The organism is Mycobacterium sp. 1482292.6, from assembly GCF_001672995.1.
Lineage (GTDB): Bacteria > Actinomycetota > Actinomycetes > Mycobacteriales > Mycobacteriaceae > Mycobacterium > Mycobacterium europaeum_A.
The window spans coordinates 1-13,801 of the sequence record NZ_LZKV01000228.1 but is presented as its reverse complement, the minus strand read 5'-3'; the positions used below and the strand labels follow the sequence as shown (position 1 = coordinate 13,801).

The following is a 13,801-nucleotide window of genomic DNA, read 5'->3' as shown; positions in this document are numbered from 1 at the left end:
CCGCGGCCGGCGAGGGGATCTCGGTGTCGACCTTGTCCGTCGACACCTCGACGAGCGGTTCGTCGAGCTCGACCGTGTCGCCCTCCTGCTTGAGCCAGCGGGTGACCGTCCCCTCGGTGACGCTCTCACCGAGTGCCGGCATCTGGACGGAGAAGGCCATCGTTTCTGACTCCTCGATCGCTCGTGGGTCGGGGCGGGTCGATCAGCTCGCGTGTGGAAGGCGAAGTCGCAATCCAAAACTATCCTGTCACTGCGCCGTTGTCGGCACACATCCAGGGCAGATACCCCGCGCCGGGCGGGTGACACCGATCACGCTTGCTACGGTGTGGCCAGTCCAGCCAGAGCGGGGAGGTCGGAGATGCCGCCAACACCACAACTACCCCAACACTTCGTCGACAGCGCCGACGGCGCCCGCATCGCGGTCTACGAAGAGGGCAACCCCGAGGGCCCCACCGTCGTGCTGGTGCACGGCTTCCCCGACTCGCACGTGCTGTGGGACGGGGTCGTCCCGCTGCTGGCCGAGCGGTTCCGCATCATCCGCTACGACAACCGCGGCGTCGGGATGTCCTCGGCGCCCAAGCCGGTGTCCGCCTACAGCATGGACCGCTTCGCCGACGACTTCGCCGCGGTGACCGGCGAGCTGAGCCCCGGCCGGCCCGTGCACGTGCTCGCCCACGACTGGGGCTCGGTGGGCATCTGGCACTACCTGAAGCGCCCCGGCGCCAGCGACCGGGTCGCCACGTTCACGTCGGTGTCCGGACCCGCTCAGGACCAACTGGTCGATTACATCTTCAGCGGGCTGCGGGCGCCCTGGAAGCCGCGCACCTTTATCCGGGCGATCAGCCAGGCGCTGCGGCTGAGCTACATGATCTTGTTCTCGATCCCGGTGCTCGCGCCGTTGTTCCTGCGGCTGACCCTGTCGGTCCCGGCGCTGCGCCGCAACGCCGTCGACAACATCCCCGTCGAGCGGATCCACCATTCCGACAAACTGGCCGCCGATGCCGCCCGGTCGGTGAAAACCTATCCCGCCAACTACTTTCGCTCCTTCTCCGGTCGCAAGCAGGGCGTCGCGGTCATCGACGTGCCGGTGCAGCTCATCGTCAACACCAAAGACAAGTACGTGCGGCCCTACGGCTACGACCACACCCCGCGCTTCGTGCCGCGGCTGTGGCGCCGCGACATCCAGGCCAGTCACTTCTCGCCGATGTCGCACCCGCAGGTGATGGCTGCGGCGGTGCACGAGTTCGCCGACCAGGCCGAGGGCAAGCAGCCCAGCCGCGCGCTGCTGCGCGCGCAGGTGGGGCGGCCCCGCGGGGCGTTCGGCGACACCCTGGTGTCGGTCACCGGTGCCGGCAGCGGCATCGGCCGCGAGACCGCGTTCGCCTTCGCGCGAGAAGGCGCCGAGCTGGTCATCAGCGACATCGACGAGGCGGCCGTCAAGGCCACCGCGGCCGAGATCGCCACTCGCGGCGGCGTCGCGCACGCCTACGTGCTCGACGTGTCCGACGCGCAGGCGGTGGAGTCGTTTGCCGAGCGGGTCAGCGGCGAGCACGGCGTCCCGGACATCGTCGTCAACAACGCCGGCATCGGACAGGCGGGCGGCTTCCTGGACACCCCTCCCGAGCAGTTCGACCGGGTGCTCGACGTCAACCTGGGCGGTGTGGTCAACGGGTGCCGGGCGTTCGCGCGGCGGATGGTGGAGCGCGGCACCGGCGGCTACATCGTCAACGTGTCGTCGATGGCGGCCTACGCGCCGCTGCAGTCGCTGAGCGCCTACTGCACGTCGAAGGCGGCGACCTTCATGTTCTCCGACTGCCTGCGCGCCGAACTCGACGCCGCCGGGGTGGGCCTGACCACCATCTGCCCCGGCGTCATCGACACCAACATCATCAACACCACGCGGTTCGACGCGCCCGCCGGCAAGCAGGCCGACGCCGTCGACGGTCGCCGCGGCCAGCTGGGCAAGATGTTCGCGCTGCGGCGTTACGGCCCCGACAAGGTCGCCAACGCGATCCTGTCGTCGGTCCAGAAGAAGAAACCGATTCGCCCGGTGGCGCCGGAAGCCTATGCGCTGTACGGGCTTTCGCGGGTCGCTCCGCAAGGGCTGCGCAACGCCGCGCGCATCCGGGTGATCTGAGCCGCGCTAGGCGCCCGTCGCCGCCCCGCGGCGTCCGGTCAGCAACGTCGCTCCGATTGCGATGACCCCCAGCACGGCCAGCGGTATCGCCCACGCGCGCCGGCCGCCCACCGACGACTGGCACTGCGCGACGTAGTCGGTGTGCGGGACGATCTGGTTCAGGATCGGGATGTTCGCCCCACTGCTGTTGTTCGCGCTGCGGGCCGCGGAAAGGTCCGTCGCCACGGCGTTTCCGCAGCCGACCGAGTGGCCGTTGCTGTCGGAAACCGACACCGGCGCCAGCAGGCCGATGATTCCGGCCAACAACAGCACGGCGCCCACGCCGATGATCAACCGTCGCACCGTCATGGTCTCGCCTTTCGTCGCGGGGATTTCGACCGCTAGGGAGATTAGCCGCAGGCATGCGCCGGTAAACCCGGCGTTGACGCCGAATAACCCGGCGATTGCCGGGTATCCGGCCGCGGTAACGCAAGACATGAAGGGGTGTGCACGTGATCACTGCAACGCGCGAGGTGCCGGAGTCGTGTGAGCGGATATGGGAGGTGCTCGCCCAGGGCTGGACCTACACCCAGTGGGTGGTGGGCAACAGCCGGATGCGCGCCGTCGATCCGAATTGGCCGGAACCCGGCTCCTCGATCAAGCACTCGATCGGGATCTGGCCGTTGGTGATCAACGACGCCACCCTCGTGGAGGAGTGTGAACCCCCGCACAAGCTGGTGCTGTGCGCTCGCCTGGGCCCGCTGGGCGCCGCGCGAATCACCATGCTGCTGCACGAGATTCCGGGCGGGTGCCGGGTCGAGATGATCGAGGTTCCCGTGCAGGGCCCAATGGCGGCCGTTCCCGATTCCGTCGCGTTGGCCGCGGCGTACCCGCGCAATAAGGAGTGCCTGTGGCGGCTGGCGGCGCTGGCCGAGCGCCTGGAGCCGAGCCAGGTGAAGTGACCGTGCGCGACACCGCCGACGCCGTCGTGATCGGGGCGGGACACCACGGGCTGGTGGCGGCGTCGATGCTGGCCGACGCGGGTTGGGACGTGCTGGTGCTGGAAGCCCAGCCCGAGCCCGGCGGCGCGGTGCGCAGCGCCGAGCTGACACCGGGCTACATCACCGACTTGTTCAGCTCCTACTACCCGATGACGGTGGCGTCTCCGGCGATGGCGGCGCTGCAGCTGGAGGACCACGGGCTGCGGTGGTCGCACGCGCCGACGGTGGTTGGCCACCCGCGCAACGCCGCCGACGACGACCCGCCCATCGTGTATCACGATCCCGCCCAGACCGCGGAGGAGTTCGAGCGTCGCACGCCCGGCGACGGCGACAATTGGCTACGCATCGTTGCGTTGTGGGACGAGGTGAAAAGGCCGCTGCTCGAAGCGATCCTGTCGCCGTTCCCGCCGATGCGCCCGCTGCTGACCCTGTTGCGCAAACTCGGGACGTCGGATGCGCTGCGACTGGCCAACCTGTTGGTGCAGCCCGCCAACGCCATGGCCGACCAGTTGTTCGACGGTGATGCGCCGCGAGTCATGTTGCTGGGCAACGCTTTACACGCTGACATCCCGCTGGATGCGCCGGGTAGCGGTGTCATGGGGCTGCTGATGACCATGCTCGCCCAGGACTGCGGTTGGCCGGTTCCCGTCGGAGGTTCGGGCCAGTTGACGGCGGCGCTGGTCAAGCGCGCCCACTCGGCGGGGGCGCAGATCGAGTGCAACCAGGACGTCGCTCGCATTCAGGTGCAGGGCGGCCGGGCGACCGGTGTCAGCACCACCGACGGGCGAACCGTTCGCGCGCGTCGCGCGGTGATCGCGGATGTCACCGCCCCGCGGCTGTTCTGCCACATGCTGCCGCCGGATGCGGTGTCGCCGGGGTTGCTGCGGGATCTCAAACACTTCGTCTGGGATCCGCCGGTAGTCAAGGTCAACTATGCGCTCAATGCCCCGATCCCGTGGCATGCCAAGAACCTGCGCGACGTCGGCACCGTTCATCTGGGCGCCGACGGGCACGGCCTGATTCGTTGGATGGCCGACGTGAACACGCGCACAGTGCCCGAACATCCGTTCATGCTGCTGGGCCAGACCACCACTGCCGACCCGACCCGATCGCCGGATGGCACCGAAAGTGTCTGGGCCTACACGCATCTGCCGCGCGGCGTGCATGACGATGCTTCGGCGGAGCGGCTTGCCGCGTCGATGGATCGCGTGATCGAAGAACACGCGCCCGGGTTCGGTGACCATGTCGTCGGACGCTTTCTGCAACGCCCGTCGGACCTGGAGGCTCACGACGCTAATCTGCACCACGGCGCGGTCAATGGGGGCACGTCGCAACTGCAGCAGATGCTGATCTTCCGGCCGGCGCCCGGCATGGGCCGGGCCGAAACACCGGTCGAGCGGCTGTATCTGGGCAGCGCGTCGGCGACACCGGGCGGCTCGGTGCACGGGGCATGCGGGCGCAACGCCGCCAACGCCGCGCTGGCCGCCGACGGCGCGACCGGCTGGCCGCGCCGCAAACTCGGGCGCGCCGTGCTCAAAAGGCTTACTCCCTAGCCGTTTTCGGCGATGTCCTCCAGTACCGCGAACATGGTCCGCGTCGGCACGCCGGTGGAGCCCTTCGGCGAGTAGCCCCACGGACTGCCGGTGTTGTAGGCCGGGCCGGCCACATCGATGTGCGCCCAACTCACGCCGTCGGCGACGAACTCGCGCAGGAACACCCCGGCCACCAGCATCCCGGCGAAGCGCTGCCCGCTGATGTTGGACAGGTCGGCCACGCCCGACTTCAGATCTTCCTTGAGTTCGTCGGGCAGCGGCATCGGCCAGCCGTTCTCGCCCACCCGCTGCGAGATCGCCGCCACGCGGTCGCGGAACTCGTCGCTGCCCATCACCCCGGGGATCCGAGCGCCCAGCGCCACCGTCTGCGCGCCGGTCAGCGTGGACGTCTCGATCAGGTAGTCGGGGTCGTCCTCGCAGGCCCGCACGATCGCGTCGGCCAGGATGAGCCGGCCCTCGGCGTCGGTGTTCTGCACCTCGACCGTGATTCCGCCGTACTGCGTCAGCACGTCGCCCGGGCGCTGCGCGGTGGCCGACGGCATGTTCTCGGCCATCGGCACCGTGGCGATCACGTCGATCGGCAGGCGCAACTGTGCGGCCAGCGCGACGGTCGCGATCACCGCGGCGGCACCGCCCATGTCCGAGGTCATGTGGTGCATCCCCGCCGCGGGCTTGATCGAGATGCCGCCGGTGTCGAACGTGACGCCTTTGCCGACCAGCGCCACCTTCTTGGCTTGCTTGGACCGCTTGGCCAGCTTCGAACCGCGGTGGATCAGGCGCACCAGCCGCGGCGGGCGCGACGAGCCCTGCCCGACACCGATGATCCCGCCGTAGCCGCCCTTTTGCAGCGCCTTGTCGTCCAGCACCTCCACCTCGAGACCGACGGATTCACCCAAAGCCCTTGCGCGCTTGGCGAATTCGGCGGGAAAGAGGTGGCTGGGCGGGGTGTTGACGAAGTCGCGGGCGGTGGCGACGGCGGTGGCGACGGCGGCGCCGTGCGCGGCGTCGTTCTTGGCGTCCTTCGCGCCTTTAGTTTCCGAGGCGAGCACCGTGATCTTGCGCAGCCCTTGGTCTTTGGGTGCGGTCTTCTCGCTGCGAAACTCGGTGAACCGGTAGCTGCCCAGGATCAGGCCCTCGACGGCGGCCGCGGTGATGCCCTCGCCGGGCAGCTCGGCCAGCGTGGTGAGCACCGACTCGGTCTTGCCCAGCGAACGCGCGGCCACCCCCGCGGCGCGACGGATGGTGTCGGCCGGCCATTCGGACCGCGGTTTGCCCAGGCCGACGGTCAGCACGCTGGACACCGGCAGCGATCCCACCACCAGCCGGTGCACCTGTTCGGCGCCGCCGGTGGCCTCCAGCGCCCGCAGACCCGATTCGATCTCGGCCACCGCGTCGGAGGACAGGAACGGCTCGGCGGCCGCGACGGCCGCGCCCGGCTTGTCGTCCTCACCGGTCGACACGACGGGCACGATCAGCACGGTCGACGCGGCGGCGCGCCGTGGCAGCGAGGAGGCGACACTTACAGCGGGGGAGGCGTAACCGGGTTCTGTGCTCATCCGCATCACCCTAACGGTCCGGCCGTCATCGCTGATTAGGGTGAAGAGTCGTGAGCGATGCAGCCGAGGTTTTGCACGGACCGTTGGAAGAGCGTCACCGAAGCTTGGGCGCCAGTTTCGCCGAGTTCGGCGGCTGGCTGATGCCGGTGTCGTATGCCGGCACCGTCAGCGAGCACAACGCGACGCGCAACGCGGTCGGCCTCTTCGACGTCAGCCACCTGGGCAAGGCGCTGATCCGCGGGCCGGGGGCCGCGCAGTTCGTCAACTCCGCGCTGACCAACGACCTGGGCCGCATCGGTCCGGGCAAGGCGCAGTACACGTTGTGCTGCACCGAATCCGGCGGCGTCATCGACGACCTGATCGCCTACTACGTCGACGACGACGAGATCTTCCTGGTGCCCAACGCCGCCAACACCGCCGCCGTGGTCGAGGCGCTCCAAGCCGCCGCACCGAGCGGGCTGACCATCACCAACGAGCACCGGTCCTTCGCGGTGCTGGCCGTGCAGGGGCCCCGCTCGGCCGAGGTGCTCGGCCGGCTGGGCCTGCCCACCGACATGGATTACATGGCCTACGCCGACACGTCGTTCTCCGGCGTGCCGGTCCGGGTGTGCCGCACCGGCTACACCGGCGAGCACGGCTACGAGCTGCTGCCGCCGTGGGAATCCGCGGGTGTGGTGTTCGACGCCCTGGCCGAGGCGGTCGGCGCCGACGGCGGTGAGCCGGCCGGTCTAGGCGCCCGCGACACCCTGCGCACCGAGATGGGCTACCCGCTGCACGGCCACGAACTGGCCCTGGACATCTCCCCGCTGCAGGCCCGCTGCGGGTGGGCGATCGGCTGGAAGAAGGACGCGTTCTTCGGCCGCGAGGCCCTGCTGGCCGAGAAGGAGGCGGGCCCGCGCCGGCTGCTGCGCGGGCTGCGGATGGTGGGCCGCGGCGTGCTGCGTGCCGGGCTGACGGTGCTCGCGGGCGACACCCCGGTGGGGGTCACCACGTCGGGCACGTTCTCCCCGACGCTGCAGGCCGGCATCGCGCTGGCGCTCATTGACACCGACGCCGGTGTCGAGGACGGTCAACAGGCCACCGTCGACGTCCGGGGTCGTCCCGCCGCGTGCGAGGTCGTGCGCCCGCCCTTCGTCGCGGTGAAAACGCGCTAGCGGCGCCGCGTGCGCGGGCGAAATCCGATTCGGTAGGCGGATATACAATCGGCGGATGACCAGTGGCTCCCTCGAGTTCACGGTTTCGCGCTCGGCAACTCCGGCAACCGATGCCGAACGCGAAACCATCCTGGCCGAGCCGGGTTTCGGCAAGTACTTCACCGATCACATGGTGTCCATCGACTACGACGAGACCGGCGACGGTTGGCACAACGCGCGCGTCATCCCGTACGGCCCCATCGAGCTGGATCCATCGGCGATCGTGCTGCACTACGCGCAGGAGATCTTCGAGGGGCTCAAGGCGTACCGGTGGGCGGACGGCTCGATCGTGTCGTTTCGCGCCGAGGCCAACGCCGCCCGGTTGCGGTCGTCGGCGCGGCGGCTGGCCATCCCGGAACTGCCCGAAGAGCTATTCATGGAATCGCTGCGCCAGCTGATCGCGGTCGATCGCGCCTGGGTTCCGGCGGCCGGGGGCGAGGAGGCGTTGTACCTGCGCCCGTTCGTCATCGCCACCGAGCCCGGGCTGGGGGTGCGGCCGTCCAAGCGCTACCGCTACCTGCTGATCGCGTCGCCGGCCGGCGCCTATTTCAAGGGCGGCATCAGCCCGGTCACCGTCTGGGTGTCGACGGAGTTCGTGCGGGCCAGCCCCGGCGGCACCGGCGCCGCCAAGTTCGGCGGCAACTACGCGGCCTCGCTGTCGGCTCAGGCCGAGGCCGCGGCCAACGGCTGCGACCAGGTGGTCTGGCTGGACGCCGTCGAGCGGCGCTTCGTCGAAGAGATGGGCGGGATGAACATCTTCTTCGTGTTCGGCAGCGGCGGGTCGGCGCGGCTGGTCACCCCCGAGCTGTCGGGCTCACTGCTGCCCGGCATAACGCGAAACTCCTTGCTGCAGTTGGCCATTGATGCCGGATTCTCCGTCGAGGAACGCAAGATCGATATCGACGAGTGGCAGAAGAAGGCCGCCGCCGGGGAGATCACCGAGGTGTTCGCCTGCGGCACCGCCGCGGTCATCACCCCGGTCTCGCACGTGAAGTACGGCGATGCCGAGTTCACCGTCGCCGACGGCCAACCCGGCGAGGTGACCATGGCGCTGCGCGACACGCTGACCGGCATTCAGCGCGGCACCTTCGCCGACACCCACGGCTGGATGGCCCGGCTGGGCTAGTTGGCTCTTGAGTGTGAAGTTAGCTTCACATTCGGGCGTGAGCGTGAAATTAGCTTGACGCTCGGGCTCAGAACCGCACCAGGCCCGCGAGCGCCACGGCGCTCACCGTCGCGGCCAGTTCGATCGCCGCGCCCAGCACGTCGCCGGTGATGCCGCCGAATCGGCGCACGCAGTGCCGCACCAGGATCGCGCTGCAGCCCAGGCCCACCGCCACCGCCACCGGGCCCTGCCACGGCCGCGGCCCGGCCAGCAGCGAGCCGGCGAGCAGCACCGCGACCCAGGCCGCCACCACCGAGGTCGGCTGGCTGCCCGCGACCCGCACCCCCAGGGCGCTGCCCTCGGCCGCGGGCACCGACCGGTGGCCGGCCAGCACCGCGGCCACCCGGCCCGAGAACACCGCCACGGCGATCCCGGCCACGCCGGGCCACACCCGGCCGGTGGCCCCCAACGCAGAAAACGCCAGTGCCTGCAGCATGATCACGACGACGACGGCGGCGACGCCGAACGGCCCGGTCGATCCCTCGCGCATCACCGCCAGCGCCCGCTGCGGCGGGCCGTAGCAGCCCAGGCCGTCGGCCGTGTCGGCGACACCGTCGACGTGCAGGCCGCGCGTCACCAACAGCAGCACCGCTACCGCCAGCAGGCCGGGCAGCGGGCCCGACGGCCCGAACACGTGCACCCCGCCCCAGGTCACGGCGGCGGCCAGGGCCCCGAGCACGGCGCCCACCACCGGCAGCGCGGTCATGGCGGCGCGGCCCATCGGCGCATGGCCGCCGCCCGGAACGGGCAGCACCGTACCGAACGCGAAAGCCGTTGCCAGCGAACGGATCACGGCGGGGGAGCGGCTGGTGCGGGGCCGTCGAGGCGGTCGGACACACCGGCCTGGGCGAAGGTCGCCATCGACGACAGGGCGGCCACCGCGGCGCGCAGCACCGGCACCGCGAGGGCGGCGCCGGTTCCCTCGCCCAGCCGCATCCGCAGGCCGAGGATCGGCTCGAGATCCAGCGCCGTCAGCGCGAGCGCATGCGCGGGCTCGGTGGACCGGTGACCGGCCTGCCACCACAGCCGGGCGCCCGGCGCCAGGTGCTCGGCGACCAGCGCGGCCGCCGTCACCGCCATGCCGTCGAGCAGCAACGGCGTGCGCCGGACCGCGGCCTGCGCGCAAAAGCCCGCCAGCGCGGCCAGGTCGGCGCCACCGGCGCAGCGCAGCAGCGCGACCGGATCGGGCAGCACCTGCCGCGCGCGAAACAGGGCGTCGCGCACCGCGGCCGTCTTGCGCGCCCACCCGGCGTCGTCGATCCCGGTGCCGAAGCCCACCGCCGCGACCGGCTCGGCGTTCGTCAGGGCCGCCACCAACACCGTTGCGGGCGTGGTGTTTCCGATGCCCATGTCCCCGGCGATCAGCAGGTCGGCGCCCGCGTCGACCTCCTCGTCGGCGATGGCCGCGCCGGCCGCGAGCGCTTGCGCGGTCTCGTCGTCGCTCAACGCGTCCTGCACCCGGATGTCGCCGCTGGCGCGGCGCACCTTGTGGGCGCCGATCCGTTCGGTCAGCGCCTCGGCGTCGACAGCCAGGTCGGCGACCCGCACCGTCGCCCCGGCGATGTCGGCCAGGGCGTTGATCGCGGCCCCGCCGGCGTCGAAGTTGGCGACCATCTGCGCCGTCACCTCCGGCGGATAGGCCGACACACCCGAGCGGGCGACGCCGTGATCACCGGCGAACACCACCACCCGGGCACGCTCGAATTGCCTTGGCGGGCAATGCCCCTGACACGACGCGACCCACACCGACAGATCCTCGAGCCGGCCCAGCGCGCCGCGGGGCTTGGTCAGGGCGTCCTGGCGGGCGCGCGCGGCGGCGGCGACGTCCACATCGGGCGGTGAGATGGCGGCGAACTGCATCAGGCCCCCGACGGTTTGATTGGGACCGGCTGGCCGGCCACCACCAGCACCACCCGGTCGCACAACCCGGCGAGGCGCTGGTTGAGGCCGCCCAGCTCGTCGGCGAACCGGCGTCCGGAGGCGGTGGCGGGCACCACCGTCAAGCCGACCTCCGGGCTGACCAGCACCAGCGGGGAAGCGAAGTCGCCGACCGCGGCCAGCACGTCATCGACGGCGGCCGCCACCGAGCCGCCGTCCCAGGCGCCGTTGCGGTCCAGCGCGGCGGTCAGCCAGGTGCCGAGATCGTCGACGAGCGTCGGGGTGTCCGGGCATTGGCGCAATTGCGTTGCGACGTCGTCGGTTTCGATCGTCGACCAGTGCGCGGGCCGGCGGGCGCGGTGGCGGGCGATCCGCTGCGCCCAGGCCGCATCGTCGTTGCCGGCCGGCCCGGGCGCCAGGTATTGAACCGCCTGCCCCGCCGGCAACCCGTCGGCGATGGCTTGCTCCGCCCACTGCGACTTGCCTGACCTGATCCCGCCGAGCACCAGGGTGCGCACCGATGTCAGCCGGCCTTCCGGCGAGCTCTACTCGACACGGCTGCCGTGCTTGACCTGGGGCCGCGGCGCCCGCAGCCGGCGCATCTGGGACGCCCGGCCGGCGGCGTAAAGTCCTAGCTTCCAACGGCTTTCGGTGTTATCCGGGAACTTCGCGTCGACCAGCCTGCTGACCTTGCGGCCCAGGATCAACCCGTCGACGCTCATCACGGCCATCAGCACCAGCATCGCCGGCGATACCCACAGCTGCAGCTGCGGGACGCCGAACATGACGAACATCAGGAACAGGGTCGACGGCATGAACAGGCCCAGCAGATTGCGGCGCGAATCCACCACGTCACGCACGTACCGGCGGATGGGCCCCTGGTCGCGCGGCAACAGGTAACCCTCTTCGCCGGCCATCATCTTCGCGCGGCGTTCCGACATGCCGGCGCGGCCGGCGGCCTTGGCGGCGCGGCGCTCCTCGCGGCTGAGCTTGGGGCCGGCCAGCGATTTGCGCCGCGCCCGCGCCTCGGCGGCGGTCATGGGGGCCGGCGCGACCGGTCCCTTGCGCGCGTTGCGCCGCGCCTCGTTGCGCTTGGGCGTGGGGCGGCCCTTGGGGCCCGTCCGCTGCGCCTCGCGGGTTGCGTCGCCCGAGGCGCCAGCAACGCCGGCGACGGCCGCGGTGGCCGCGTTTTCGTCGAGGTCGGTGTCCTGGCCCTTCTTACGGCCCAACAGCTTCACAGTGGCCAGGTTACTTCGCGCGCGACCCGGGCCGGAATTCGCCTGGAATGCCTTGCTATTAGACCTGCGTTAGTGCCTCCCTTGGCCCTACTCTTACACGTGATGAACGGCTGCCTTTGATGGACGACGGGTCGATGGCCTCGGATGATGATGGTCCCGGCCTGGCCCCCGGCCGCCTGCAATTGCCCGCCATGCAAGTTCTGGTCGCCCCGGACTGCTACGCCGACAGCATGTCGGCGCTGGAGGCTTCCGCCGCCATCGCGACCGGCTGGACCCGGTCGCGTCCCGGCGACCGGTTCATCGTCGCCCCGCAATCCGACGGCGGCCCCGGCTTCGTCGAGGTGCTGGCCAGCCGGCTGGGGGAGACGCGTCGGCTAAGGGTCTCGGGACCGCTGAAAGCCATGGTCGAAGCCGATTGGGTGTTCGACCCCGGGTCGGCCACCGCCTACCTGGAGTGCGCCCAAGCGTGCGGCCTGGCGCTGATCGGTGGACCACCCACCCCGGAGACCGCCATGGCGGCGCACAGCAAAGGCGTGGGCCAGCTGATCGCCGAGGCGCTGCGGGTCGGGGCGACGCGCATCGTGGTGGGTTTGGGCGGCAGCGCCTGCACCGACGGGGGGCAGGGCATGATCGCCGAGCTCGGCGGCCTGGACACCGCCCGCCGGCAGCTGGGCAACGTGGAGCTGATCGCGGCCTCCGACACCGAATACCCGCTGCTGGGCCCGTGGGGGGCGGCCCGGGTGTTCGGGCCGCAGAAGGGCGCGGACACGGCCACCGTCGCCGCGCTGGAGGTTCGCCTGCAGGCGTGGGCGCTGATCCTGGAAGCGGTGGCGGGGCGCGACGTGAGCGCCGAGCCCGGCGCGGGGGCCGCCGGCGGGATCGGTGCCGGGCTGCTGGCGCTCGGCGGCCGCTGTCAGTCCGGGGCGGCCATCATCGCCGAACACACCCGGCTGTCCGACGACCTGGACACCGCGGAGCTGATCGTCACCGGCGAGGGCCGGTTCGACGAGCAATCCCTGCACGGCAAGGTGGTGGGATTTCTCGCCGACGCGGCCCGGCCGCGGGGGATTCCGGTGGTCGTGCTGGCCGGCCAGGTCGACCTCGACAACGCGACGGTGCGTTCGTCGGGCATCATGGCCGCGTTGTCCATCGCCGAGCACGCGGGATCGGTGCGGTTGGCGCAGGCCGACGCCGCCAACCAACTCATGGGCCTGGCCTCCGTTGTGGCGGCGCGACTCGGGAATAGCGGTCCGTCAAGGTACCGTTGAAGAAGTGGACTTTCGCGCGATCCGGATCGCCCGGCGCAAGCCGGCGGTATCGGGCTTGATCGGACCCACCCAACGATGAGGCATGTAGGAGAAGCAATGACGGTGCAAAACGAGTCGAACGCCACGACGACCCACGGCGTGATCCTGACCGAGGCCGCCGCCACCAAGGCAAAGTCCCTGTTGGACCAGGAGGGCCGCGACGACCTCGCGCTGCGCATCGCCGTGCAGCCGGGCGGGTGCGCCGGCCTGCGCTACAACCTCTTCTTCGACGACCGGACGCTGGATGGCGACCTGACCGCGGAGTTCGGGGGCGTGACGTTGACCGTGGACCGGATGAGCGCGCCCTACGTCGAAGGCGCGTCCATCGACTTCGTGGACACGATCGAGAAGCAGGGCTTCACCATCGACAACCCGAACGCCACCGGCTCGTGCGCCTGCGGCGACTCGTTCAACTGATCGGTTGATCCCGCCAAATCCGTCAACCGGGTTGTTGCCCGGCTGACGGTTTCGCACTCAGTACGAGCCGCCGGTGCGCAGCACGTACGAGCAGACCATGATCTGGCCGCGCTGGAACAGCAGCTGCGCGATGCCCTGCACCTGCCCGTGCATCGGGGCCCCGCTTACCGGCGACACCTTCATGGTGAACAACGCCTGAGCCTGGTACTGCGACAGGTAGACGATCTTGTCGATCGAGGTCAGCTCGACCTCGGAGAACTGCTTGCGAAACGCGTCGCTGCTGAGCTTGGCCAGCGCCTGGTCGGACCGCTTGTCCTGGACCCCGTCGTACAGGCCGCACAGCGCGTTGCGGGCGATCTCGTCGATGTCGCGGTGTT

Annotated in this window: 14 protein-coding genes and 1 pseudogene; 7 read left to right on the top strand and 8 right to left on the bottom strand. The window is 70.6% G+C overall.

The window, feature by feature from the left end:
* The coding region (locus A5624_RS27730; protein ID WP_304441849.1) for a biotin/lipoyl-containing protein at positions 1–160 on the bottom strand (160 nt) is incomplete at its 3' end.
* A 198-nt stretch (positions 161–358) separates the two neighbouring features.
* Here A5624_RS27730 and A5624_RS23225 point away from each other — a divergent pair.
* Positions 359–2,137: an SDR family oxidoreductase gene (locus A5624_RS23225; RefSeq protein ID WP_066871674.1), complete on the top strand. Its 1,779-nt coding sequence runs from the start codon at positions 359–361 to the stop codon at positions 2,135–2,137.
* Between the two features lie 6 nt (positions 2,138–2,143).
* Here A5624_RS23225 and A5624_RS23220 read toward each other — a convergent pair whose 3' ends face one another.
* Positions 2,144–2,485, bottom strand: coding sequence for an aminopeptidase (locus A5624_RS23220; RefSeq protein ID WP_066871671.1), 342 nt, complete (start codon positions 2,483–2,485; stop codon positions 2,144–2,146).
* 143 nt (positions 2,486–2,628) lie between these two features.
* Here A5624_RS23220 and A5624_RS23215 point away from each other — a divergent pair, with 143 nt between their 5' ends.
* Together A5624_RS23215 and A5624_RS23210 are read left to right on the top strand one after the other, a co-directional pair.
* Positions 2,629–3,078 carry a hypothetical protein gene (locus A5624_RS23215; RefSeq protein WP_066871680.1) on the top strand — a complete coding sequence of 150 codons (450 nt, stop codon included), beginning with the start codon at positions 2,629–2,631 and terminating at the stop codon, positions 3,076–3,078.
* A complete protein-coding gene (locus A5624_RS23210; protein ID WP_066871668.1) occupies positions 3,075–4,670 on the top strand; it encodes an NAD(P)/FAD-dependent oxidoreductase in 1,596 nt (531 codons plus the stop codon). Before A5624_RS23215 ends, A5624_RS23210 begins: the two co-directional genes overlap by 4 nt.
* On the opposite strand, the gene A5624_RS23205 is transcribed toward A5624_RS23210, so the two are convergent.
* On the bottom strand, positions 4,667–6,226 hold the full coding sequence (locus A5624_RS23205; protein WP_066871664.1) for a leucyl aminopeptidase: 1,560 nt from the start codon (positions 6,224–6,226) through the stop codon (positions 4,667–4,669). The two genes, A5624_RS23210 and A5624_RS23205, sit on opposite strands and share 4 nt — an antisense overlap.
* Before the next feature lie 50 nt (positions 6,227–6,276).
* Between A5624_RS23205 and gcvT the strand changes: the two genes are divergently transcribed.
* Together gcvT and A5624_RS23195 are read left to right on the top strand one after the other, a co-directional pair.
* A complete protein-coding gene (gene gcvT / locus A5624_RS23200; protein ID WP_066871661.1) occupies positions 6,277–7,380 on the top strand; it encodes a glycine cleavage system aminomethyltransferase GcvT in 1,104 nt (367 codons plus the stop codon).
* Positions 7,381–7,435: 55 nt separating this feature from the next.
* Positions 7,436–8,545, top strand: a complete 1,110-nt coding sequence (locus A5624_RS23195) for a branched-chain amino acid aminotransferase (RefSeq protein WP_066871658.1) — start codon at positions 7,436–7,438, stop codon at positions 8,543–8,545.
* A 67-nt stretch (positions 8,546–8,612) separates the two neighbouring features.
* Here the strand turns inward: A5624_RS23195 and A5624_RS23190 are convergent, their stop codons facing one another.
* Genes A5624_RS23190 through A5624_RS23175 form a run of 4 tightly spaced genes read right to left on the bottom strand, consistent with a single transcriptional unit; the run spans position 8,613 to position 11,700 of the window.
* Positions 8,613–9,377, bottom strand: a complete 765-nt coding sequence (locus A5624_RS23190) for an adenosylcobinamide-GDP ribazoletransferase (protein WP_066871655.1) — start codon at positions 9,375–9,377, stop codon at positions 8,613–8,615.
* Complete coding sequence (cobT, locus tag A5624_RS23185; protein WP_369827514.1) at positions 9,374–10,447, bottom strand: nicotinate-nucleotide--dimethylbenzimidazole phosphoribosyltransferase; 1,074 nt, start codon at positions 10,445–10,447, stop codon at positions 9,374–9,376. Before cobT ends, A5624_RS23190 begins: the two co-directional genes overlap by 4 nt.
* The gene (locus A5624_RS23180; protein ID WP_066871649.1) at positions 10,444–10,980 is read right to left on the bottom strand and encodes a bifunctional adenosylcobinamide kinase/adenosylcobinamide-phosphate guanylyltransferase; all 537 of its coding nucleotides are present in this window, start codon (positions 10,978–10,980) and stop codon (positions 10,444–10,446) included. Before A5624_RS23180 ends, cobT begins: the two co-directional genes overlap by 4 nt.
* A 27-nt stretch (positions 10,981–11,007) precedes the next feature.
* Positions 11,008–11,700 (bottom strand): DUF3043 domain-containing protein, encoded by a 693-nt coding sequence (locus A5624_RS23175; protein WP_066871646.1) that lies wholly within the window; start codon positions 11,698–11,700, stop codon positions 11,008–11,010.
* A gap of 191 nt (positions 11,701–11,891) precedes the next feature.
* On the opposite strand from A5624_RS23175, the gene A5624_RS23170 reads away from it, so the two are divergent.
* Both A5624_RS23170 and A5624_RS23165 read left to right on the top strand, forming a co-directional pair.
* On the top strand, positions 11,892–12,968 hold the full coding sequence (locus tag A5624_RS23170) for a glycerate kinase (protein ID WP_066871677.1): 1,077 nt from the start codon (positions 11,892–11,894) through the stop codon (positions 12,966–12,968).
* A 96-nt stretch (positions 12,969–13,064) separates the two neighbouring features.
* A complete protein-coding gene (locus A5624_RS23165; protein WP_066871643.1) occupies positions 13,065–13,424 on the top strand; it encodes an iron-sulfur cluster assembly accessory protein in 360 nt (119 codons plus the stop codon).
* 57 nt (positions 13,425–13,481) lie between these two features.
* Here A5624_RS23165 and A5624_RS23160 read toward each other — a convergent pair.
* Positions 13,482–13,801, bottom strand: a pseudogene (locus tag A5624_RS23160) (hypothetical protein); the annotation flags it as partial.